Raw genomic sequence first — 22,203 nt, forward strand, 5'->3', positions numbered from 1 at the left:
GCACCCGTGAGGGGGTACGACCCGGCGGGGCGGACGCGTCGTACCCGGTGCGCCGCGGCGGTCGCGGCGGGAGACGGCCCGGCCGCCCTCCCAGGAGGGCGGCCGGGCCGCGGTGCCGTGCCGGCGGCGTGCTGTTACGGGGCCTGCCGGATGCGCAACGCCCGGGCGAGGTCGTCGAGTTGGTCGACGAGCTTGCGGCGCAGTGCGGGGATCGGGTCGGCTTCGCGCAGGCATTCCTCGCCGAGGTGGAGGGTGTCGGCGTCGACGGCGTGGGCGGGGAAGGCCCAGCGGCCCGCGGCCTCGGCGATGGCGGGGCCGCGGCGGGCGGCGACGGCGACCGCGTCGGTGTAGTAGCGCGCCACGTAGGGCCGTACCAGGTCGGCCTGTTCGGGCTGCCAGAAGCCCCGGGCGGTGGCGGTGAACAGGTAGTTCGACAGGTCCGTCCGGTCGTCGGAGGCGAACATCGCCTCCCAGGCGCGCCTCTTGGCCGCCTCGTCGGGCAGGGCGGCGCGGCAGCGGGCGGCGCCCTCCCGGCCGGTGGCGCTGGGGTCGCGGTCCAGTTCGGCGGCGATGGCGTCCTCGTCGGTGGCGCCGAGGACGGCGAGGCGGGCCAGGATGCGCCAGCGCAGTTCGGGGTCGAGTTCGGGGCCGCCGGGGACGGTGCCGTCGGCGAGCCAGGCGTCGATGGTGTCGGGGTGGGCGGCGACGTCGATGAAGTGGCGTACGGCGATCAGGCGCAGGCCGGGGTGGTCGCCGTCCTCGGTGCGGCGGATGAGGTCGCGGCACAGGTCGGTGAGGGTGGCCAGGGCGGCGGGCCGCTGCTCGGGGGTGAGGTAGCGGTCGGTGATGTGGCCGGTGGCGAAGGCGAGGACGCCCTGGACGAGGGCGAGGTCCGTCTCGTGCGGGAGGTGGGCGCGGGCGGTGTCCAGGTAGGCGGTGGGGGGCAGTTCGCCGTCGCGGACGGCGTCCCGCAGGGCGTTCCACACGACCGCGCGGGTGAGTGGTTCGGGCAGGCCGGACAGGCCGGCGCGGACGGCCTCGAAGGAGTCGGCGTCGAAGCGGATCTTGGCGTAGGTGAGGTCGCCGTCGTTGAGGAGGAGCAGGGTGGGGCGCTTGCCCAGGGGCTGGGGGGTGGTCTGCGGGACGTCGAGGTCGAGGCGTTCGCGCAGGGTGAGGCGGCCCTCGTCGGTGAGGTCGCGGTCGTAGAGGCCGACGGCGATGCGGTGGGGGCGGCTGCCGGTGCGCTCGACGGTGAGGGCGCAGGTGCCGTGGTCGCCGGTGGTGACGCGGGGGGTGAGGGTGTCGACGCCGGTGGTGCGCAGCCAGGCGTCGGCCCAGGCGTGGACGTCGCGTTCGGTGGCGCCGGCGAGGGAGTCGACGAAGTCGGCGAGGGTGGCGTTGGCGAACCTGTGGCGGGTGAAGTGGGTGTTGATGCCGGTGAGGAAGTCCTTCTCGCCGAGCCAGGCGACCAGTTGCCGCAGGGCGGAGGCGCCCTTGGCGTAGGAGATGCCGTCGAAGTTGAGCAGCGCGGAGGCGGTGTCGTCGACGGCCTCGGGGGCGACGGGGTGGGTGGAGGGGCGCTGGTCGGCGTCGTAGCCCCAGGCCTTGCGGGCGACGCCGAACTCGGTCCAGGTGTCGGTGAAGCGGGTGGCCTCGATGAGGGTCTGGTAGCCCATGTACTCGGCGAAGGACTCGTTGAGCCAGATGTCGTCCCACCACTTGAGGGTGACGAGGTCGCCGAACCACATGTGGGCCATCTCGTGGGCGATGACCATGGCGCGGGTCTGGCGCTCGGTGTCGGTGACGGCGGAGCGGTAGACGAACTCGTCGCGGAAGGTGACCAGGCCCGGGTTCTCCATGGCGCCCGCGTTGAACTCGGGGACGAACGCCTGGTCGTAGGAGTCGAAGGGGTAGGGCTCGTCGAACTTCTCGTGGTAGCGGTCGAAGCACGCGCGCGTGACGTCGAGGATCTCGTCGGCGTCGGCGTCGAGGTGGGGGGCGAGGGAGCGGCGGCAGTGGATGCCGAAGGGCAGGCCGCGGTGCTCGGTGCGCACGGAGTGCCAGGGGCCGGCGGCGACGGCGACGAGGTAGGTGGAGATCAGCGGGGTGGGGGCGGCCCGCCAGCGGCCCGCGCCGAGGTGTTCGGTGATGCCGTTGGCCAGGACGGTCCAGCCTTCGGGGGCCGTGACGGACAGGTCGAAGACGGCCTTGAGGTCGGGCTGGTCGAAGGCGGCGAAGACGCGCTGCACGTCGTCCATGAACAGCTGGGTGTAGACGTAGGTCTCGCCGTCGGTGGGGTCGGTGAAGCGGTGCATGCCCTCGCCGGTGCGGGAGTAGCGCATCGACGCCTCGACGCGCAGTTCGTGCGCGCCCGCGGTGAGGTTCTTCAGCGGCAGCCGGTTGCCGTCCAGGGTCTCGGGGTCCAGGGGTTGTCCGTCGAGGGTGACGGAGCGCAACTCGGCGGGCTTGACCTCGACGAAGGTGTCCGCGTCGGTGCGCGCGGTGAACCTGATCACGGTGCGGGAGTCGAAGGTCTCGTCCCCGGTGGTCAGATCGAGTTCGATCGTGTAGCGGTGGACGTCGAGGAGCTCTGCTCGGGTCTGCGCTTCGTCGCGCGTCAGTACGGACATGCAGGCCATGCTGCCCGATGTGGTCGGCAGGGCACAGGGGCGGACCGGTACGTCCCCCATGTCCGCTCCGGGTCCGGGTCCTTCCCGGGCTCCCCGGCGTGCGCCCCCCAGGGCCGTGGGACGGCACGCGTGCGTCCGGGTGGGGCGGGACGAGACAGAGGAGGCGTCCGGCGGTCTCGGGTCCGGTCGCGGGGCGGGACGCGCACGCGTACCCCGCGCTGCGGCCGGGTGCCGCCGGTGGGCGTCGTGGAGGCAGCGGGCCGGGCCGGGCGCCCGGTCGCCGCGGTGGCCCGGCGGGGCCAGGGCGCTCTCCGGGGAGGGGGGCGGCGGGTGTCCTCGGGGTCGTCGGCGGGGAGGATCCCGGCTTCCGGCGGCACGGCCCGGCGTCCCTCCCGGTGGGCGGCCGGTCCGTGTCCGGGGCGCCGACGCGCCGTGCTCGCCGGCGGCGGGGAGTGCGCGGCGCGGCATGCCCCGCGGGGGCCGCCGTGTCACTCCCCCGGCCCCTTCGACGGGCTCAGTTCACGGTGGGTGCGGCGCCGTTGACGGTCTCGTCGGCGATCCGCTCGTGGTGGCGGATCACCTCGGCCACGATGAAGTTCAGGAACTTCTCGGCGAACGCCGGATCCAGTTTGGCGTCCTCCGCGAGTGCGCGCAGGCGGGCGATCTGGCGGGCCTCGCGGGCCGGGTCGGCGGGCGGCAGCTGGTGGCGGGCTTTGAGGTGGCCGACCTGCTGGGTGCACTTGAAGCGCTCGGCGAGCATGTGGACGACGGCCGCGTCGATGTTGTCGATGCTGTCGCGCAGCCGCGCGAGCTCCTCGCCGACGGCGGGGTCGGCGCCGTGGGTGCCGGTGTTGCTGGTGGTCATGGGTGGTCAGCCTACGGGGCGGACGGGCCTCCCCTCACCCCTCGCCGCCCGGGTCCGGACCACTCCTCGCCGCCCCGGGCCCGGACCGGCCCCCGTCGTCCCGGCCGCCCGCCCGCGGCCCGGCGGCCGGGCGCCGTCCGCCGGTCACGGCCCGGGTTCCGCCGGTGACAGCGGGGAGCGCCGAACGGTTTCCGGCCGCTGTCGCGGGCCCGGTCCGCGCCCTGCCCGTACAGTGGAAGCGGGTTCAGGCGCTCGGGGGTGAGGCGTGGTGAACGACGGACCGGTCGAGCACGGCTATCCGCACCTGCGGACGGTGCGGGCCGCGATCACCGCGCTGTACAGGCGGCTGTCGTACGACACGATCCAGACGTTCTCGACCAGCGTGGTCCCCGCCGACGTGGCGTTCTGCGACACCGACGACCTGTATCTGGGGGCGCAGCGCGTGGCGCGCGAGCTGGTGCGGCACTACCGGCTGCCGGACGCCCGGCTGGTCGTGTCCTTCCGCGCGATGCCGCACGCGGCGAACATCGAACTGACGGCGGGCCCCGAGTACTTCGTGGAGCTGAACGACCGGTTCCGTACGCATCGCCGGGACATCGGCGCGGCCCTGGCCCACGAGATCATGCACGTCTACCTGCACCGCCTGGACCTGTCGTTCCCCGGGACGCGGGAGAACGAGATCCTCACGGACACGGCGACGACGTATCTGGGTGCGGGCTGGCTGCTGCTGGACGCCTACCGGGAGGACGCGGCGTCCTCGCAGAAACTGGGCTACCTCACCCCGGAGGAGTTCGGGTACGTGCTCGCCAAACGCGCGCTGCTGTTCGGCGAGGACCCCTCGGTGTGGTTCACCAGTCCGCAGGCGTACACGGCGTACGTCAAGGGCCTGGCGCGGGCCCGCGGCGACGGGCAGCAGCCGCCGCTGACGGCGGCCGGCTGGGCGGGACGGCGCCGGTACGCGCGCGACCGGCGGCACGCCCAGGACCACGCGCGCGTGCCCCCCGACGGCAGCGCGCCGTACACCTTCACCCCGGACGGGCGCGGTCCGCTGCGCGTCAGCTTCCCCTGCCCGACCTGCCACCAGCGGATCAGGGTGCCGGTGCGGGGGCGGGTGCGGGCGCGGTGCGCGCTGTGCCGCACGGTGCTGGAGTGCGACACGTAGGGCACGGCACACGGGTGCCGGGGGGTGCTTCAATGCGCGCATGACGGAAACGATCAGGGAGCCCTGGGGGCTCGGTGTGTTCGGGGCGGGCAGTGTGCGGGTCGAACCCCAGCTGGTGCGGGTGCGACTGGCGGTGGACGTGCTCAAGCCGTCGCCGGACGAGGCCTTCAGGGAGGCGGGCGCGGCGGTGGCCCGGCTGCGCGAGGCGCTGCGCCGGCACGGCATACCGGACGCGTCGGTGTCGGGTTCCCGGCTGAAGCTGAGCTCGGAGTACGACGGGTACGGCGGCGAGCGCACGTTCGCCGGTTACCGCTGCCGGGCCTCGTACGCGGTGGAGGCCGAGGCGCTGGACTATCTCCAGCAGCTGATCGTGGACGCCGTGGAGGCGGGCGCGCACCACATCGACCACGTCGAGTTCGATGTGCGCGACAAGCCGGCGCTGCGGGACGAGGCCCGGCGCCGGGCGGTGGCCGCCGCCCGGCGCAAGGCCGAGGTGTACGCGGAGGCGGCGGGTGTCCGGCTGGGCCCGGTGGTGCACATCCAGGACGTGGACGCCGAGTCGTACGAGTTCCGCGGGCACCGCGGCCACGGGGGCGGGGGCGGGGGCCCGGCGGGCGATCTGGCGCCGGGGATGGTGGAGGTGTCGGCCGGGGTGGTGATGGGCTTCGCCCTGGACCGCTGACGCGCCCGCCCGCTGACACACCCGTCCGCTGACGCACCCGCCCGGCGGCGGCCCGGTCCCCGTCGTCGCCGGGGAGCCGGGGCGAGCCGGTCCCACCCGCCGCGGTGGCGGCGCCCTCGGAGCCGCCCCGGACGAGGCGCGGTCCGAGCGGACCGGGAACAGCCCCCGGCTCAGGCCGGCCGCACGATCCCCCGGGACCGTGCGGCCACCAGCCACTTCGGGAACTCGCCCACCAGACGGTCGTACAGTTCGGCGTCGGACACCTTGCGCGGATCCGCGCCGGCGTGGAAGAAACCGGCGTTGTCGACGACCCGCTTGTCCGGCACGGCCAGCTCGTCCAGCCGGCGCAGGAAGTCGAACTGCCGGCTCGCCGGGTCGCCGAAGCCGACGAACTGCCAGAACAGCGGGAGTCTCGCCGCCTTGCACAGGTAGCGCTCCGCCGCGGGCTTGCTGACGGGCCCGCCGTCGGTCTGGAAGACGACGAGGGCGGGCTGGTCCGAGCCGCTGTCGAGGTGGTGGTCGATGACCGCGTCCATCGCCAGGTGGTAGCTGGTCCTGCCCATGTGGCCGAGCCCGGCCACGATCCGCTCGATCCGCCCCCGGTGGTCGGCGAGCGCGATCTCGGTGACGGCGTCGACGTCCGTGGAGAAGAACACCACCGGCACGGTGCCGTCGTCGTCGAGGTGCGCGGACAGCCCGAGCACCCGGTCGGCGAGCGCCTGCACGCTGCCGTCCTCGTAGTACGGCTTCATGGACCCCGAGTAGTCGACGACGAGGTAGACCGCGGCGCGCAGCCCGTCCAGCCCGTGCCGGTGGAGCGACGCCCCGGCGCTCTTGTACAGGTCGACCAGGGCGGGCGCGGTCTCCTCCACCTTGCGCAGACTGATCGCGGCCATATGTGCTCCCCCCTTGATCACCGGACGTGCCTGCGAGGGTACGCCACGGGCACCCGTCTCCCGTTCCGTCCCCGGGCGTTCGTCGTTCCGTCCGCCGCACGGCCAGGACCACCGGGCGCCCCGGCGCCGGCACGGGCCGCGTCGGCACCGTCCGGCGCCGCTTCCTGGACGAGGGCGCACCGGAGCCGGACGCGCCGCCGGTGCGGCGGATGGACGCGGATGGACGCAGACGGACGGGGACACGGCCGGGGTGCCGTGATCCGCACGGCGCACATGACGGCGCCCGCCCTTTCGTCCGGTCGGGGACAGGGGGCAGGCGCCGTCGGTGTTCCGTACGCCGTTGTACGGGACGTGGATGGGTGACCGTGGGGTCACCGGGGTGGCACGGCCGGTCAGACCGCCAGTGCGCGGTCCGTCGGCCGGATCGGGGCCGGCAGGTCGCTCGCGCCCGTGAGGTAGCGGTCCACCCCGCGCGCCGCCGAGCGGCCCTCGGCGATCGCCCACACGATGAGCGACTGGCCGCGGCCCGCGTCACCGGCGACGAACACGCCGGGCACGTTGGTCTGGAAGTCGGCGTCGCGGGCGATGTTGCCGCGCGCGTCGAGCTCCAGGCCGAGCTGCTCGACCAGGCCGTTGTCCCGGTCGGTGCCGGTGAAGCCCATGGCGAGGGTGACCAGCTGGGCCGGGATCTTGCGCTCGGTGCCCGGCTTCGGGGTGAGCCTGCCGTCGACGAACTCGACCTCGGTCATGTGCAGCCACTGGACGTTGCCGTCCTCGTCGCCCTCGAAGCGGGTCGTGGAGACGGAGTAGACCCGCTCGCCGCCCTCCTCGTGCGCGGAGGTGACCTTGTAGAGCATCGGGAAGGTCGGCCACGGCTGGGAGACCGGGTCCCGCTCCTCGTTCGGGCGGGGCATGATCTCCAGCTGCGTGACGGAGGCCGCGCCCTGGCGGTGGGCGGTGCCCACGCAGTCGGCGCCGGTGTCGCCGCCGCCGATGACGACGACGTGCTTGCCCTCGGCCGAGATCGGGGGGCTGACGTAGTCGCCCTCCTGGACCTTGTTGGCCAGCGGCAGGTACTCCATGGCCTGGTGGATGCCCTTGAGCTCGCGGCCGGGCACCGGGAGGTCGCGTGCCGTCGTCGCGCCCGCCGCGATCACCACGGCGTCGTACCGCTTGCGCAGGTCCGTCGCCTTCAGGTCGCGGCCGATCTCGATGCCGGTGCGGAAGCGGGTGCCCTCCGCGCGCATCTGCTCGATACGGCGGTTGATGTGCCGCTTCTCCATCTTGAACTCGGGGATGCCGTAGCGCAGCAGGCCTCCGATGCGGTCCGCGCGCTCGTAGACGGCGACGGTGTGGCCGGCCCGGGTCAGCTGCTGGGCGGCGGCCAGGCCCGCCGGGCCCGAGCCGATGACGGCGACGGTCTTGCCCGACAGGCGCTCGGGGATCTGCGGGGCGACGTCCCCGGTCTCCCACGCCTTGTCGATGATGGAGACCTCGACGTTCTTGATGGTGACCGGCGGCTGGTTGATGCCGAGCACGCACGCCGACTCGCACGGCGCGGGGCACAGACGGCCCGTGAACTCCGGGAAGTTGTTGGTGGCGTGCAGGCGCTCGCTCGCCGCCGCCCAGTCCTCGCGGTAGGCGTAGTCGTTCCACTCGGGGATGAGGTTCCCCAGCGGACAGCCGTTGTGGCAGAACGGGATGCCGCAGTCCATGCACCGGCTGGCCTGCTTGCTGATGATCGGCAGCAGGGAACCGGGGACGTAGACCTCGTTCCAGTCCTTGACGCGCTCCTCGACCGGGCGGGACTTGGCGACCTCGCGGCCGTGGTTCAAAAAGCCCTTCGGATCAGCCATTGATCGCCGCCTCCATCATCTTCTCGGTGATCTCGGTCTCGGACAGACCGGCTCGCTCGGCGGCGTCCTTGGCGGCGAGCACTGCCTTGTACGTACTGGGGATGATCTTGCTGAAGCGCTCCACGGCGGTGTCCCACTCGGCGAGCAGCTTCTGCGCGACGGTCGAGCCCGTCTCCTCGTGGTGGCGGCGGACGACGTCGTGCAGCCACTGCCTGTCGGTGTCGTCGAGCGCCTCGACCGCGTTCAGGTTGCCGGCGTTGACGTTGTCGCGGTCGAGGTCGATGACGTAGGCGACGCCGCCGGACATGCCGGCCGCGAAGTTGCGTCCGGTCTCGCCGAGGACGACCGCGTGACCACCGGTCATGTACTCGCAGCCGTGGTCGCCCACGCCCTCGGAGACGACCAGCGCGCCGGAGTTGCGGACGCAGAAGCGCTCGCCGACCTTGCCGCGCAGGAACATCTCGCCGCCGGTGGCGCCGTAGCCGATGGTGTTGCCGGCGATGACGCTGTACTCGGCGAGGTGGTCGGCCGCGCGGTCCGGGCGGACGACGATCCGGCCGCCGGACAGGCCCTTGCCGACGTAGTCGTTGGCGTCGCCCTCCAGGCGCAGCGTGATGCCGCGCGGGACGAAGGCGCCGAAGGACTGGCCGGCGGAGCCGGTGAAGGTGATGTCGATGGTGTCGTCGGGCAGGCCCGCGCCGCCGAACTTCTTGGTCACCTCGTGGCCGAGCATGGTGCCGACCGTGCGGTTGATGTTACGGATGGCGACCCGGGCGCGCACCGGCTGGGCGTCGGTGGCGGAGTTCGCGGCCAGGGCGTCGGCGGCGAGCCGGATCAGCTCGTTGTCGAGCGCCTTCTCCAGGCCGTGGTCCTGGGCGACGACCTGGTGGCGGACCGCGCCCTCGGGCAGCTCGGGCACGTGGAGGAGCGGCTCCAGGTTCAGGCCCTGCGCCTTCCAGTGGTTCACCGCGCGGGTGACGTCGAGGACCTCGGCGTGGCCGACGGCCTCCTCGATGGAGCGGAAGCCCAGCTCGGCCAGCAGCTCGCGGACCTCCTCGGCGACGAACCGGAAGAAGTTCACGATGTACTCGGCCTTGCCGGAGAACCGGTCCCGCAGCACCGGGTTCTGCGTGGCGATGCCGACCGGGCAGGTGTCCAGGTGGCAGACGCGCATCATGACGCAGCCGGAGACGACCAGCGGGGCGGTCGCGAAACCGAACTCCTCGGCGCCCAGCAGCGCGGCGACGACCACGTCGCGGCCGGTCTTGAGCTGGCCGTCGGTCTGCACGACGATCCGGTCGCGCAGGCCGTTGAGCAGCAGGGTCTGCTGGGTCTCGGCCAGGCCCAGCTCCCAGGGGCCGCCCGCGTGCTTGAGCGAGGTCAGCGGGGAGGCGCCGGTGCCGCCGTCGTGGCCGGAGATGAGCACCACGTCCGCGTGCGCCTTGGAGACGCCCGCGGCGACCGTGCCGACGCCGACCTCGGAGACCAGCTTGACGTGGATGCGCGCCTGCGGGTTGGCGTTCTTCAGGTCGTGGATGAGCTGGGCCAGGTCCTCGATGGAGTAGATGTCGTGGTGCGGCGGCGGCGAGATGAGGCCGACACCGGGCGTCGAGTGACGCGTCCTGGCCACCCACGGGTAGACCTTGTGGCCGGGCAGCTGGCCGCCCTCGCCGGGCTTGGCGCCCTGGGCCATCTTGATCTGGATGTCGTCGGAGTTGACCAGGTACTCGCTCGTCACGCCGAAGCGGCCGGAGGCGACCTGCTTGATCGACGACCGGCGGGCCGGGTCGTACAGGCGCTCCGGGTCCTCGCCGCCCTCACCGGTGTTGGACTTGCCGCCCAGCTGGTTCATGGCGATGGCGAGGGTCTCGTGCGCCTCCTTGGAGATGGAGCCGTACGACATGGCGCCGGTGGAGAAGCGCTTGACGATCTCGGAGACCGGCTCGACCTCCTCGACCGGGACGGGCTTGCGGTCGGACTTGAAGCCGAACAGGCCGCGCAGCGTCATCAGGCGCTCGGACTGCTCGTTCACGCGCTCGGTGTACTTCTTGAAGATGTCGTAGCGGCCGGTGCGCGTGGAGTGCTGCAGGCGGAAGACCGTCTCCGGGTCGAACAGGTGCGGCTCGCCCTCGCGGCGCCACTGGTACTCGCCGCCGATCTCCAGCGCGCGGTGCGCCGGGGCGATGCCGGAGGCCGGGTAGGCCTTGGCGTGGCGGGCGGCGACTTCCTTGGCGATGACGTCGATGCCGACGCCGCCGATCTTGGTGGCGGTGCCGTTGAAGTACTTCTCCACGAAGCCCTCGTCGAGGCCGACGGCCTCGAAGACCTGGGCGCCGCGGTAGGAGGCGACGGTCGAGATGCCCATCTTGGACATGACCTTCAGCACGCCCTTGCCGAGCGCGTGGATCAGGTTGCGGATGGCCTGCTCGGGCTCGATGCCGGGCAGGAAGGTGCCCGCGCGGACCAGGTCCTCGACGGACTCCATGGCCAGGTAGGGGTTGACCGCGGCGGCGCCGTAGCCGATGAGCAGGGCGACGTGGTGGACCTCGCGGACGTCGCCGGCCTCGACCAGCAGGCCCACCTGGGTGCGCTGCTTGGTGCGGATGAGGTGGTGGTGGACGGCCGCGGTGAGCAGCAGCGAGGGGATCGGCGCGTGCTCGGCGTCCGAGTGGCGGTCGGACAGGACGATCAGGCGGGCGCCGTTGTCGATGGCCGCGTCGGCCTCGGCGCAGATCTCCTCCAGGCGCGCGGCCAGGGCCTCGCCGCCGCCGTGCACCCGGTACAGGCCGGACAGGGTCGCGGCCTTGAAGCCTGGCATGTCGCCGTCGGCGTTGATGTGGATGAGCTTGGCCAGCTCGTCGTTGTCGATCACCGGGAAGGGCAGGACGACGCTGCGACAGGACGCGGCGGTCGGCTCCAGCAGGTTGCCCTGCGGGCCGAGCGAGCTGCGCAGCGAGGTGACCAGCTCCTCGCGGATGGCGTCCAGCGGCGGGTTGGTGACCTGCGCGAACAGCTGGGTGAAGTAGTCGAAGAGCAGGCGCGGGCGCTCGCTCAGCGCGGCGATCGGCGAGTCGGTGCCCATCGAGCCGATCGGCTCCGCGCCGGCCTTGGCCATCGGCGCGAGGATGACGCGCAGCTCCTCCTCGGTGTAGCCGAAGGTCTGCTGGCGGCGGGTGACCGAGGCGTGCGTGTGCACGATGTGCTCGCGCTCGGGCAGGTCGGACAGCTCGATCTCGCCGGCCTCCAGCCATTCGGCGTAGGGGTGCTCGGCGGCGAGCTGCTCCTTGATCTCGTCGTCCTCGATGATGCGGTGCTCGGCGGTGTCGACGAGGAACATGCGGCCGGGCTGCAGGCGGCCCTTGCGCACCACCCTGGCGGGGTCGATGTCGAGGACGCCGACCTCGGAGCCGAGGACGACCAGGCCGTCGTCGGTGACCCAGTAGCGGCCGGGGCGCAGGCCGTTGCGGTCGAGCACGGCGCCGACCTGGGTGCCGTCGGTGAAGGTGACGCAGGCGGGGCCGTCCCAGGGCTCCATCATCGTGGAGTGGTACTGGTAGAAGGCGCGCCTGGCGGGGTCCATGGAGTCGTGGTTCTCCCACGCCTCCGGGATCATCATCAGCACGGAGTGCGGCAGGGAGCGGCCGCCCAGGTGCAGCAGCTCCAGCACCTCGTCGAAGGAGGCCGAGTCGGAGGCGTCGGGGGTGCAGATCGGGAAGATCCGGTCGATCTTCTCCTGGTCGCCGAACAGGTCGGAGACGATCTGGGACTCGCGGGCCGCCATCCAGTTGCGGTTGCCCTTGACCGTGTTGATCTCGCCGTTGTGCGCGACGAAACGGTAGGGGTGTGCCAGCGGCCAGGAGGGGAAGGTGTTGGTCGAGAAACGCGAGTGGACCAGGGCGATCGCGGAGGCGAAGCGGCGGTCGGACAGGTCGGGGAAGAAGGGCTCCAGCTGGCCGGTGGTCAGCATGCCCTTGTAGACGATCGTGCGGGCCGACAGCGACGGGAAGTAGACGCCCGCCTCGCGCTCGGCGCGCTTGCGCAGCACGAAGGCCCTGCGGTCGAGCTCCAGGCCCCGGGAGGCGCCGTCCGTCACGAAGACCTGCCGGAAGGCGGGCATCGTGGACCGGGCGGTGGCGCCCAGCAGTTCGGGGGCGACCGGCACCTCGCGCCAGCCGAGCACGGTCAGGCCCTCGTCCGCGGCGATCGTCTCGATCCGCGAGACGGCCTCGGCGACGGAGTCCTCCGGCAGGAAGGCGATACCGACGGCGTAGGCACCCGCTTCGGGCAGCTCGAATCCGGCCACCTCACGGAAGAAGGCGTCCGGCACCTGCGACAGGATGCCCGCGCCGTCGCCGGAGTCCGGCTCGGAGCCGGTGGCGCCGCGGTGCTCCAGGTTGCGCAGGACGGTGAGGGCCTGTTCGACCAGAGTGTGGGACGCCTCGCCGGTGAGGGTGGCGACGAAGCCGACGCCGCAGGCGTCGTGCTCGTTGCGGGGGTCGTACATACCCTGCGCAGCAGGGCGAGCATCCATGAACGACCAGTTCTGGCCATTCGCGGAGTGCTGGGACGGCTGGCGCGGCGTACGCATCGGCTCTCCCGTCGTCGTCATGTGGCTGGTGGTGCTGCCTCCCGGGCCCTTGGGGCTGCGGGGGAACAGGTGCCGAGGGACGACGCTGGCCCTCTGCGTGAGTGCAAAATTTCGTGCAGGTTACATGATGGAGCGGTTCTCGGGAAGCGGGATAATCCGTTCCAACATGCGGACGCCGCGGGGGTTGCGGCAGGTGTCGCGCCCGGCGGCGGAAGCTGAGGAGGGACCGGAACGGCAGTGATCGGTCGGATCGATGCGCACCGGCCCGAAGGGGCGGGGGGAGCGTCGTCGCCCACTCCGCGGGTGCGCGGCGGGCTTCATTGCCCGCAGCGCTTACGGCTCATGCCCGGTGGTCACGTGTGCGAAACCAGCGAGTAACGGCTACTTATGCGGCTCAACGCATAAGTTCCGGCCGTGTCATCCTACGGCCGTTCCGAACACGCTGCCCAGGGCGTACGTCACACCGGCCGCCGCGCCTCCCAGCGCGAGCTGGCGCAGCCCGCTGAACCACCAGGTCCGCGCCGTCACCCTGGCCACCACCGCGCCGCACAGGAACAGCCCGAGCAGCGCCAGCAGCACGGCCGGCCACAGGCTGCTCGCGCCGAGCAGGTACGGCAGGACGGGCAGCAGGGCGCCCAGCGCGAAGGAGCCGAAGCTCGACACCGCGGCGACGGTGGGCGAGGGCAGGTCGGAGGGGTCGATGCCGAGCTCCTCCCGGGCATGGATCTCCAACGCCTGCTCGGGATCCCTGGACAGCTGCCGGGCGACCTCGCGGGCCAGTGCGGGCTCGACGCCCCGGGCCTCGTAGAGCGCGGCGAGCTCGGCCTCCTCGTCCTTGGGGTGCTTCCTCAGCTCGCGCCGCTCGACGTCCAGCTCGGCCTCGACGAGCTCGCGCTGCGAGGCGACGGAGGTGTACTCGCCGGCGGCCATGGAGAAGGCGCCGGCGGCCAGGCCCGCGAGCCCGGTCAGCACGACGGTCTGGTGACCGACCGACCCGCCCGCCACACCGGTCATCAGGGCGAGGTTGGAGACCAGGCCGTCCATCGCCCCGAACACGGCGGGCCGCAGCCAGCCTCCGTTGACGTCCCGGTGCGTGTGGTTGTCGCGGTGCGCCTCGTGCAGCGTCGCCTCGGTCTCGATGATGGCCATGCGGCCCCCCTGACGGTGGTGCGGGCGGGAGGCTCCGGGCCCGTCCGGAGCCTCTTTGGACAAGTTCTATTCTTTGACAACAACTAAAGTACGCCTCGCATTTCCCCTCCGCCAGCAAGGAAAGGCTGGGCTAACCTGCGGTTTTACCGCTCAGCGCTCATCCGTGGAGTTACTCGCACAAATGTCGACCGGGTGACGCTGGGCCGCTCGATGCTGCGCCGGCGACCCCACCGGGGACAGTTCCGCAAAGGGTTTCGGCGCCCTGAGAGGAGAGGCCGGTATGGCATCGAGCGCCTGCATCCCCTCGGTCCCGGTGCCCGGGGACGCCACCGGACTCCGTGAACGGGCGCGCGGCGCGCTGCTCGGCCTGGCCGTCGGCGACGCCCTCGGGGCACCGGCCGAGAACATGAAACCCTCCGAGATCCGCGCACGGTGGGGCCGCATCACCGGGTTCGTCGCCGAGCGCCCCGCGGGCACCGACGACACCGAGTACGCGATCTTCTCGGGCCTGCTCCTGGCCCGGCACGGCTCCGCCCTCGCCCCGGCCCACGTCGAGGCGGCCTGGCACGAGTGGATCGCCGACCGCGAGGAGGGCCCCTTCCGGGGCGCCGGCTTCAGCGAACGCGGCACGCTGGAGAACCTGCGCCGGGGCCTGGCCGCCCCCATTTCCGCCCAGCACCGCCACGCCTGGAGCGACGGCCTGGCCATGCGCGCGGCCCCGCACGGCGTCTTCGCGGCCGGCCGCCCGGCGCAGGCGGCCCGCCTGGTGGCCGTCGACGGCTCGGTCAGCCACGACGGCGAGGGCATCTACGGCGGCCAGGCGGTCGCGGCGGGGGTGGCGGCGGCGATGGCGGGGGCACCCGTGGTCGCGGTCGTCGCCTCGGCCCTGGCCGTGGTCCCCGACGACTCCTGGACGGCCCGTTCCCTGCGCCGGGCCGTGGCCGCGGCCCACCGGGGCGAACGGGCGGTGCGCCGCGCGGTCGTCATCGGCGGCTACCCGTGGACCGACCTGGCCCCCGAGGCCGTCGCCCTCGCCTTCGGCGCGTACGCGGCGGCCGACGCCGACTTCCGGCAGGCCGTGCTGACGGCCGTGAACATGGGCCGCGACGCCGACACCACGGCGGCGGTGGCGGGCGCCCTGGCCGGTGCCACGCAGGGCGTCGGCGCGATCCCCGCCGAGTGGGCGGCGGCCATCGGCCCGGCCCGCGGAAGCTGCCTGCCGGCCATGGCCGGCCACCACGTCCTGGAGATCGCGGACCTGCTGAGCGGGGAGGAGCGGGCCGCGGCGGCCGTGCACCGCGGGGAGCTGCTGCGGCCGGACGGCGGGCCGCCCGCGGACCCGGCCGCGTACGTGCTGACGGCGGACGAGCACGAGGCGGAGGTGCGGCCGTGAGGCCCCCCGGCCCGTGGCGCGCGGGGACGGCCGGGGCACCGGTGCGGTCCGCGGACGCCGACGGCGGGCACCCCCCGCGGGGGCCGTCCGCGCCGGACGGCGCGGGGCGGGCGGACGGCGCGGGCGGGCGCACGAGGGGACCGGGCGAGGCCGGGACCGTCCTCCCGCACCTGCCCCGCCGCGTCGAAGGCCTCCTGCTCGGCCTGGCCGCGGGCGACGCCGCCGGCTGGCCCGCCGCCCGGCACCGGGCCGCGCGCATGCCCGAGTGGACCCGCCGCCTCACCCGCGAGCTGGACACCTTCGCCGAGCAGAACGCCATCACCACCCTCCCGGTGCCGATCGCCCTCAACCAGTCCCCGGAGCCGCTGCGCCTGGGCCCCTCGGACGACGCCGAGTGGGCCGTGTTCGCGGCGGAGGCCGTCCTGCGGGCCGGCGACGACAGCGCCCTCGGCGACCTGAGCCGCGACCGCCGCACCCGCGCCGCGATCGACCTGACCTGGAACGCCGTGGCCGCCGAGGTCGCCGCGGCGGCGGACCGCGCCCCCGAGGTCGAGTCGGCGGTCCTGCCCCTGCGCGCCCGCATCTCCGTGCGGGCCGGCCTCGGCAACCTCGCCACCGGCCTGCGCCCGCCCGCCACCGGCCACGACAACCCGCACTACTTCGACGACGCGGCCTGCGTCCGGGCCTGCGTCCTGGCCGTGGCCCACCCCGGCGACCCCCGGCGGGCCGCCGCCCTGGCCGAGTTCGACGCCCGCTACACCCAGGACGGCGACGGCGTGCACGGCGCCCGCGCCATGGCGGCGGCCCTCGCGCTCGCCCTGGCCGGCGCGGACGTCGACGCCTGCGTCGCGGCCGCGCTCGCCGAACTGCCCGCGAAGACGGAGATCGGCCGCAACGCCCGCCACGCCCTGCGGCTGGCGCGGGACGCGGACAGCGCCTTCGCCCTGGTCCCTCCCCTGGAACACCAGATCGTCGACCACGTCTACAGCTACGGCATCGCCGCCGCCGAGACCGTCCCGGTCGCCCTCGCCCTGGCCGGGGCCGCCCGCGGCCGCATCGCGGAGGCGGTCCCGGCGGCGGCCTGCCTGTCCCGGGTCGCCGACTCGGCCCCGGCCCTGGCGGGCGCCCTCACCGGCGCGCTGGGCGGCGGCGCGTCGATCCCGGCGTCCTGGCGGGAGAGCTGCCGCACCCTCCCCGGCTGCGTCCTCCCCCGGCTCGCCGGCACCGACCTGGTGGAACTCGCCGGGCTCCTGGAAGCCGCGCAACCGGCCCCACCGGGAGGATGATTCCGGGCATGACACTCAAAGAGGAAGAAAGCCCCGGAAGTCCGGGGGCCCGTCTGGACGAGCGGATCACCGGCGCCCTGGTCGGAGCCGCCGTCGGCGACGCCCTCGGCGGTCCCGTCGAGGGCTACTCCCCCGACCAGATCACCGAGCGGCACGGCGGTCGCGTCCACGGCGTCGTCGGCCCCTGGAACGGCGACGCCTGGCGCACCGCCCGCCCCATCGCCCCGTACCACAAGGGCGACGGACACGTCACCGACGACACCCTGATGACGCACGCGCTGGTCCGCGTCTACGCGACGGTCCGCGACCACCTGGACGCGTACGCGGTCGCCGACCACCTGGTCCCGGACCTGATGACGACCCCGCGCTGGATCCCGGAGCTGGAGAGCGAGGCGCTGCCCCTGCACCGCATCTTCCTGGCGGAGAAGTGGCTGGTGACCAGAGTGCACTACGGCCACGCCGATCCCCGCGAGGCCGGCGTGGGCAACATCGTCAACTGCGGTGCCGCGATGTACATGGCCCCGGTCGGCCTGGTCAACGCGGCCGACCCGCCGGCCGCCTACGCCGAGGCACTGGACGTCGCGGGCGCCCACCAGTCGTCGTACGGCCGCGAGGCGGCGGGCGTCCTCGCGGCGGCCGTGGCGGCGGCGTGCGCCCCCGGGGCGAGCGCGGACTCGGTGGTCTCGGCCTGCCTGTCGCTGGCGAAGGACGGAACCCGGGCGGCGATCGAGCGGGTCTGCCAGGAGGCCTCCCGCCACACGGACTTCGAGTCGGCGCTGCGCCCCCTGCGGGAGGCGGTCGCCCCCTACGACACCGTGGGCCCCGACTACCGCTCCCCCTCGCTGGGCGCCCGCCGCCCCTCCCGGCTGCACGCCGTCGAGGAACTCCCCGTCGCGCTCGGCATGCTGGTCGTGGCCCGCGGCGACTACCGCCACGCGGTCCTCGGCGCGGTGAACTACGGCCGGGACTGCGACTCCATCGCCACGATGGCGGGCGCCATGGCCGGGGCCCTGGGCTCCCCCGTGCCGAAGGACTGGGCCGAGACGGTGGCCGAGGCCAGCCGCCTGGACCTGTGGGAACCGGCGCGCACGCTCACCGAGGTGACCCGGGAGGTCTTCGCACGCGACGTGGCCCGCCGCCGCGCCCACGAGCGGGCGTTCGCGCTCCTGGGAGGCCCGGCGTGCTCCGGCTGACCTGGGTCCAGCCGGAGGACCTGATCGGCCACGAACTGCGCCAGGCGGCCCAGGACGGCCGGGAGCCGTCGGCGATCGCGGCCCGCTGGCGGGCGGCGGGCGGCGGCCAGGCCCCCCTCCGGGCGGGCGCGTCCCCGCGGCCGGCCTCCCCGTACCTGCGCCGGCTGGCGCAGGACCTGCTGGACGAACTGGCGGACCTGCCCAGCGCACTGGCGGACGACGAGCCGACGGACCTGGCGGGGATCAGGAGCCTGTGCCCGCACTGGCCGCAGCCGGGCCCTGCGCCCGGGGCCGTCCGTCCCGCGGCCCCCGCCCGCTCCCGCCTGGAAGCCGCCTGGCTGGGCCGGGCCGCCGGCTGCCTCCTGGGCAAGCCGGTCGAGAAGCTCCCCCTGGACGCCATCCGACGGCTCGCCCGGTCCGCCGGCAACTGGCCCCTGAGCACCTGGTTCACCGCCCGGGGAGTCCCCCGGGACCTCCTGGAGGCCCACCCCTGGAACCGCCGCTCGGCGGCCGCCTCCCTCGCCGAGAACATCGACGGCATGCCCGAGGACGACGACCTCAACTACCCCTTGCTCAACCTCGTCCTCCTGCAACGCCACGGCAGGGCCTTCACCACCGCGGACGTGGCCCGCACCTGGCTCGACGAACTCCCCGCCGGCCGCACCTTCACCGCCGAACGCGTCGCCTACCGCAACCTCCTCACCGGCCTGGAACCCCCGCGCACCGCCCGCCACCGCAACCCCTTCCGCGAATGGATCGGCGCCCTGATCCGCGCCGACGTCCACGGCTGGACCAACCCCGGCGACCCGGCCGCCGCCGCCGAACAGGCCCACCGCGACGCCACGCTGACCCACACCGCCAACGGCGTGTACGCGGCGATGTTCGCGGCGGCCACCATCGCCGCCGCGGCGGCCGGCGGCCAGGACGTCCACGCCTGCCTGCGCACGGGCCTCACGGTCGTCCCCCCGAAGTCCCGGCTGGCCGCGGCCGTCCGCCACGCCGTCCGGCTCGCCACGCGCCACGCCGACTTCGACGACGTCGTCGACGAGCTCCACGCCGCCCACGCCGCGACCCACCACTGGGTGCACGCCGTCCCCAACACCGCGCTGATCGCCGCCGCCCTCACCCACGCGGACGGCGACTTCGCCGGCTCCATCTGCCGCGCCGTCTCCGGCGGCTGGGACACCGACTCCAACGGCGCGACCGCCGGCAGCGTCGCCGCCCTCCTCGCCGGCTCGCCCGCCGCCCTGCCCGACCGCTGGACGGCCCCGCTCGGCAACCGCCTGGCCACCTCCGTCGGCGGCTTCGACGGCATCGGCTTCGACACCCTGGCCCACCTCACGCACCTGGAGGCCTCCCGCCCATGACCCGCCCCACCGCCCCCGCCGCGCCGCTCACCGGCCTGCGCGTCCTGGACCTCGCCACCCTCTTCGCCGGCCCGCTCGCCGCCACCCTGCTCGGCGACTTCGGCGCGGAGGTCATCAAGGTCGAGCACCCGGCGAAGCCGGACCCCTCCCGCGGCCACGGCCCGTCGAAGAACGGCGTCGGCCTGTGGTGGAAGCTGCTCGGCCGCAACAAGCGCACCATCACCCTCGACCTGTCGAAGCCGGGCGGCCGCAGCATCCTTTTGCGCCTGGCCGCCACCGCCGACGTCGTCATCGAGAACTTCCGCCCCGGCACCCTGGAGAAGTGGGACCTGGGCTGGCCGGAGCTGTCGGCCGTCAACCCCCGCCTGGTGCTGGCCCGGGTCACCGGCTTCGGCCAGTTCGGCCCGTACGCGCACCGTCCCGGTTTCGGCACCCTCGCCGAGGCGATGAGCGGCTTCGCCGCGATCACCGGCGAGCCGGACGCGCCCCCGACCCTGCCGCCGTTCGGCCTGGCCGACTCCATCGCGGGCCTGACCACGGCGTACGCCGTCATGACGGCCCTGGCCGCACGCGAGCGCACCGGTGCGGGCCAGGTCGTCGACCTGGCCCTGATCGAACCGATCCTGACCGTCCTCGGCCCCCAGCCGATCTGGTACGACCAGCTCGGCCACGTCCAGCCGCGCACCGGCAACCGCTCCCAGAACAACGCCCCGCGCAACACCTACCGCACGGCGGACGGAAGCTGGGTCGCCGTCTCCACCTCGGCCCAGTCGGTGGCGGAACGCGTGATGCGCCTGGTGGGCCGGCCGGAGCTGACCGACGAGCCCTGGTTCGCGACCGGCGCCGGCCGGGCCCGCCACGCCGACGTCCTCGACGAGGCGGTCGGCACCTGGATCGCCGCCCACCCCCGCGGCGAGGTCCTCGCGGCCTTCGAGAAGGCGGAGGCCGCGATCGCCCCGGTGCAGGACGTCCGGGACGTGATGGCGGACCCGCAGTACCAGGCCCTGGACACCGTCACCACCGTCGACGACCCGGACCTGGGCCCCCTGCGCATGCAGAACGTCCTGTTCCGGCTGTCCGCCACCCCCGGCCGCATCCGCTGGGCGGGCCGCCCGCACGGCGCGGACACCGACGAGGTCCTGGCCGAACTGGGCCTCACCCCCGCCGAGGTGGCCGGCCTGCGCGCGGAGGGCGCCCTGTGACGGCCCTCCCCCTCACCTGGCTGTACGCCCCCGGCGACCGCCCGCACATCGTCACCAAGGCCCTGGCCTGCGGCGCCGACGTGGTGGTGGTCGACCTGGAGGACGCGGTCGCCCCCGACCGCAAGGCGTACGCCCGCGAGGCCACCGCCGAGCTGCTGCGCACCCGGCAGCCCGTCCCGGTCCACGTCCGCGTCAACCCCCTGGACGGCCCCTGGGGCGAGGCGGACGTCGCGGCCGTCGCCCCGGCCCCGGGCCTGGCCGGCCTGCGCCTGCCCAAGGTGACCTCCCCCGCCGGCGTGACGCGGGCCGCGCACCGCGCGGCGTCCGCCCGCCGAGGCCCGCTCCCCCTGTACGCCCTGCTGGAGACGGCCCTCGGCATCGAGCGGGCCTTCGCCGTCGCCACCGCCCACCCGTCGCTGCGCGGCATCGCGCTCGGGGAGACCGACCTGAGGGCCGACCTGGGGATGTGCGGCGACACGGGCCTGGACTGGTGCCGCTCGCGTGTGGTCGTGGCCGCCCGGGCGGCCGGTCTGCCCCCGCCGCCGCAGTCGGTCCACCCGGACATCCGTGACCTGGCGGGGCTGGCCGCCTCCTGCGCCCGCGGCCGCGCCCTCGGTTTCCTGGGACGTGCCGCCCTCCACCCCCGCCAGCTGCCGGTGATCGAGCGGGCCTACCTCCCCACCGGGGAGGAGATCGAACAGGCCGAGACGGTCGTCGAGGCGGCGGCGGGGAATCCGGGCGCCCAGGCCCTGCCGGACGGCCGCTTCGTCGACGCGGCGGCGGTGGCGGCCGCCCGGCGCACCCTGTCGCTGGCCCGCCGGGCCTGACCTCCCCCGACCCCCGCGACACGGCCGAGGGCGCCCCGGGAACCCCGGGACGCCCTCGTTGCCTCCGCGGCCGGCCGTCAGCTCTTGTTCAGCTCTTCTTCGCCGGTCCGGCCCCGCCCTTGGCGTCTTCCTCCTCCTCGGAGGCGTCGCCGTCGGACCTCTGCGCGGCGGAGTCCGCCTCGGGCTTCGCCGCGGCGGGATCCGCGCCGGGCTTCTTCTCCGCCTCCGCCCCGGCGGCGCCGGCGGCTTCCGGCTCCACCACGGCCTCCCGGCCCGGCCGCTTCTTCGCCGACACCACCATGTAGACCACCGCGAGCACGAACACCAGCATCGCGGTCCAGTTGTTCAGCCGCAGACCGAGGATGTGGTGGGCGTCGTCGACGCGCATGTACTCGATCCAGAAGCGTCCCGCGCAGTACGCGGCGACGTACAGCGCGAACGCCCGGGCGTGGCCCAGCCTGAAGCGGCGGTCGGCCCAGACGACCAGGAGCGCGACACCGACGCACCACAGCGACTCGTACAGGAACGTCGGGTGGTAGGTGCCCGGAACCCGCCCGTCCGCCGAGGACGTGATCTCCAGCGCCCACGGCAGGTCGGTGGGCCGCCCGTACAGCTCCTGGTTGAACCAGTTGCCCCAGCGGCCGATGGCCTGCGCGAGGGCGATGCCCGGCGCGACGGCGTCGGCGTAGGCGGGCAACGGGATGCCCCGGCGCCGGCAGCCGATCCACGCGCCCAGCGCGCCGAGCGCGATCGCGCCCCAGATGCCGAGGCCGCCCTCCCAGATCTTGAAGGCGTCCACCCAGTCGCGGCCCTCGCTGAAGTACAGCTCGTAGTCCGTGACGACGTGGTAGAGGCGCCCGCCGACCAGGCCGAAGGGCACGGCCCAGACCGCGATGTCGGCCACCGTACCGGCCCGCCCGCCGCGGGCGATCCAGCGCTTGTTGCCGAGCCAGACGGCAACGAAGACGCCGATGATGATGCAGAACGCGTAGCCGCGCAGCGGAACGGGGCCGAGGTACAGCACCCCGCGCGACGGGCTGGGAATGTAGGCAAGTTCCATGGCAGGGTCGACGCTATCGTGCCGGACCGCGAGCACGGCGGGCAGTC

The 22,203-nt window shown here is 74.0% G+C and carries 15 protein-coding genes; 8 read left to right on the forward strand and 7 right to left on the reverse strand.

Translation table 11 applies throughout. The features are described 5' to 3' along the window. Nucleotides 1–134 precede the first annotated feature (134 nt). Entirely contained in the window at nucleotides 135–2,630 is a 2,496-nt protein-coding gene (pepN, locus tag AB0L29_RS05830) for an aminopeptidase N (protein WP_365823722.1), read from the reverse strand. Between the two features lie 514 nt (nucleotides 2,631–3,144). Further along, on the reverse strand, nucleotides 3,145–3,495 hold the full coding sequence (locus AB0L29_RS05835; RefSeq protein ID WP_365823724.1) for a chorismate mutase: 351 nt from the start codon (nucleotides 3,493–3,495) through the stop codon (nucleotides 3,145–3,147). Between the two features lie 265 nt (nucleotides 3,496–3,760). Here AB0L29_RS05835 and AB0L29_RS05840 point away from each other — a divergent pair, with 265 nt between their 5' ends. After that, complete coding sequence (locus AB0L29_RS05840) at nucleotides 3,761–4,657, forward strand: hypothetical protein (RefSeq protein ID WP_365823726.1); 897 nt, start codon at nucleotides 3,761–3,763, stop codon at nucleotides 4,655–4,657. Between the two features lie 40 nt (nucleotides 4,658–4,697). Further along, nucleotides 4,698–5,339 carry an SIMPL domain-containing protein gene (locus tag AB0L29_RS05845; RefSeq protein WP_365823728.1) on the forward strand — a complete coding sequence of 214 codons (642 nt, stop codon included), beginning with the start codon at nucleotides 4,698–4,700 and terminating at the stop codon, nucleotides 5,337–5,339. A 170-nt stretch (nucleotides 5,340–5,509) separates the two neighbouring features. Here AB0L29_RS05845 and AB0L29_RS05850 read toward each other — a convergent pair whose 3' ends face one another. The 4 genes from AB0L29_RS05850 to AB0L29_RS05865 all read right to left on the reverse strand — a co-directional run bounded on the left by AB0L29_RS05850 (nucleotide 5,510) and on the right by AB0L29_RS05865 (nucleotide 13,828). Beyond that, entirely contained in the window at nucleotides 5,510–6,235 is a 726-nt protein-coding gene (locus tag AB0L29_RS05850; RefSeq protein ID WP_365823730.1) for a VWA domain-containing protein, read from the reverse strand. Nucleotides 6,236–6,627: 392 nt separating this feature from the next. After that, nucleotides 6,628–8,091 (reverse strand): glutamate synthase subunit beta, encoded by a 1,464-nt coding sequence (locus AB0L29_RS05855; RefSeq protein WP_365823732.1) that lies wholly within the window; start codon nucleotides 8,089–8,091, stop codon nucleotides 6,628–6,630. Further along, nucleotides 8,084–12,679: a glutamate synthase large subunit gene (gene gltB / locus AB0L29_RS05860; RefSeq protein WP_365824069.1), complete on the reverse strand. Its 4,596-nt coding sequence runs from the start codon at nucleotides 12,677–12,679 to the stop codon at nucleotides 8,084–8,086. The genes AB0L29_RS05855 and gltB overlap by 8 nt, the downstream gene beginning before the upstream one ends. Before the next feature lie 417 nt (nucleotides 12,680–13,096). Next, nucleotides 13,097–13,828 carry a VIT1/CCC1 transporter family protein gene (locus AB0L29_RS05865; RefSeq protein WP_365823734.1) on the reverse strand — a complete coding sequence of 244 codons (732 nt, stop codon included), beginning with the start codon at nucleotides 13,826–13,828 and terminating at the stop codon, nucleotides 13,097–13,099. A gap of 280 nt (nucleotides 13,829–14,108) precedes the next feature. Between AB0L29_RS05865 and AB0L29_RS05870 the strand changes: the two genes are divergently transcribed. The 6 genes from AB0L29_RS05870 to AB0L29_RS05895 are packed head-to-tail and all read left to right on the forward strand — an operon-like array spanning nucleotide 14,109 to nucleotide 21,096. After that, nucleotides 14,109–15,221 carry an ADP-ribosylglycohydrolase family protein gene (locus tag AB0L29_RS05870; RefSeq protein ID WP_365823736.1) on the forward strand — a complete coding sequence of 371 codons (1,113 nt, stop codon included), beginning with the start codon at nucleotides 14,109–14,111 and terminating at the stop codon, nucleotides 15,219–15,221. Further along, entirely contained in the window at nucleotides 15,218–16,507 is a 1,290-nt protein-coding gene (locus tag AB0L29_RS05875) for an ADP-ribosylglycohydrolase family protein (RefSeq protein ID WP_365823738.1), read from the forward strand. The genes AB0L29_RS05870 and AB0L29_RS05875 overlap by 4 nt, the downstream gene beginning before the upstream one ends. A gap of 8 nt (nucleotides 16,508–16,515) precedes the next feature. Continuing rightward, nucleotides 16,516–17,700, forward strand: a complete 1,185-nt coding sequence (locus tag AB0L29_RS05880) for an ADP-ribosylglycohydrolase family protein (protein ID WP_365823740.1) — start codon at nucleotides 16,516–16,518, stop codon at nucleotides 17,698–17,700. After that, nucleotides 17,688–19,067 carry an ADP-ribosylglycohydrolase family protein gene (locus AB0L29_RS05885; protein WP_365823742.1) on the forward strand — a complete coding sequence of 460 codons (1,380 nt, stop codon included), beginning with the start codon at nucleotides 17,688–17,690 and terminating at the stop codon, nucleotides 19,065–19,067. Before AB0L29_RS05880 ends, AB0L29_RS05885 begins: the two co-directional genes overlap by 13 nt. Then, on the forward strand, nucleotides 19,064–20,269 hold the full coding sequence (locus AB0L29_RS05890) for a CoA transferase (RefSeq protein ID WP_365823744.1): 1,206 nt from the start codon (nucleotides 19,064–19,066) through the stop codon (nucleotides 20,267–20,269). Before AB0L29_RS05885 ends, AB0L29_RS05890 begins: the two co-directional genes overlap by 4 nt. Beyond that, entirely contained in the window at nucleotides 20,266–21,096 is an 831-nt protein-coding gene (locus AB0L29_RS05895) for a CoA ester lyase (RefSeq protein ID WP_365823746.1), read from the forward strand. Before AB0L29_RS05890 ends, AB0L29_RS05895 begins: the two co-directional genes overlap by 4 nt. An 88-nt stretch (nucleotides 21,097–21,184) precedes the next feature. Here AB0L29_RS05895 and lgt read toward each other — a convergent pair whose 3' ends face one another. Continuing rightward, nucleotides 21,185–22,156 carry a prolipoprotein diacylglyceryl transferase gene (gene lgt / locus AB0L29_RS05900; RefSeq protein ID WP_365823748.1) on the reverse strand — a complete coding sequence of 324 codons (972 nt, stop codon included), beginning with the start codon at nucleotides 22,154–22,156 and terminating at the stop codon, nucleotides 21,185–21,187. Between the last annotated feature and the right edge of the window lie 47 nt (nucleotides 22,157–22,203).

The organism is Streptomyces sp. NPDC052701, from assembly GCF_040678355.1.
GTDB lineage: Bacteria > Actinomycetota > Actinomycetes > Streptomycetales > Streptomycetaceae > Streptomyces.

Excerpts from the sequence above, each read along its gene's own strand:
- AB0L29_RS05835 (WP_365823724.1), bottom strand. The coding sequence starts at position 3,495 with ATGACCACCAGCAACACCGGCACCCACGGCGCCGACCCCGCCGTCGGC.
- lgt (WP_365823748.1), bottom strand. The coding sequence starts at position 22,156 with ATGGAACTTGCCTACATTCCCAGCCCGTCGCGCGGGGTGCTGTACCTC.
- AB0L29_RS05890 (WP_365823744.1), top strand. The coding sequence starts at position 19,064 with ATGACCCGCCCCACCGCCCCCGCCGCGCCGCTCACCGGCCTGCGCGTC.
- AB0L29_RS05870 (WP_365823736.1), top strand. The coding sequence starts at position 14,109 with ATGGCATCGAGCGCCTGCATCCCCTCGGTCCCGGTGCCCGGGGACGCC.
- AB0L29_RS05845 (WP_365823728.1), top strand. The coding sequence starts at position 4,698 with ATGACGGAAACGATCAGGGAGCCCTGGGGGCTCGGTGTGTTCGGGGCG.
- AB0L29_RS05850 (WP_365823730.1), bottom strand. The coding sequence starts at position 6,235 with ATGGCCGCGATCAGTCTGCGCAAGGTGGAGGAGACCGCGCCCGCCCTG.
- AB0L29_RS05865 (WP_365823734.1), bottom strand. The coding sequence starts at position 13,828 with ATGGCCATCATCGAGACCGAGGCGACGCTGCACGAGGCGCACCGCGAC.
- AB0L29_RS05880 (WP_365823740.1), top strand. The coding sequence starts at position 16,516 with ATGACACTCAAAGAGGAAGAAAGCCCCGGAAGTCCGGGGGCCCGTCTG.
- AB0L29_RS05855 (WP_365823732.1), bottom strand. The coding sequence starts at position 8,091 with ATGGCTGATCCGAAGGGCTTTTTGAACCACGGCCGCGAGGTCGCCAAG.
- pepN (WP_365823722.1), bottom strand. The coding sequence starts at position 2,630 with ATGTCCGTACTGACGCGCGACGAAGCGCAGACCCGAGCAGAGCTCCTC.
- gltB (WP_365824069.1), bottom strand. The coding sequence starts at position 12,679 with ATGCGTACGCCGCGCCAGCCGTCCCAGCACTCCGCGAATGGCCAGAAC.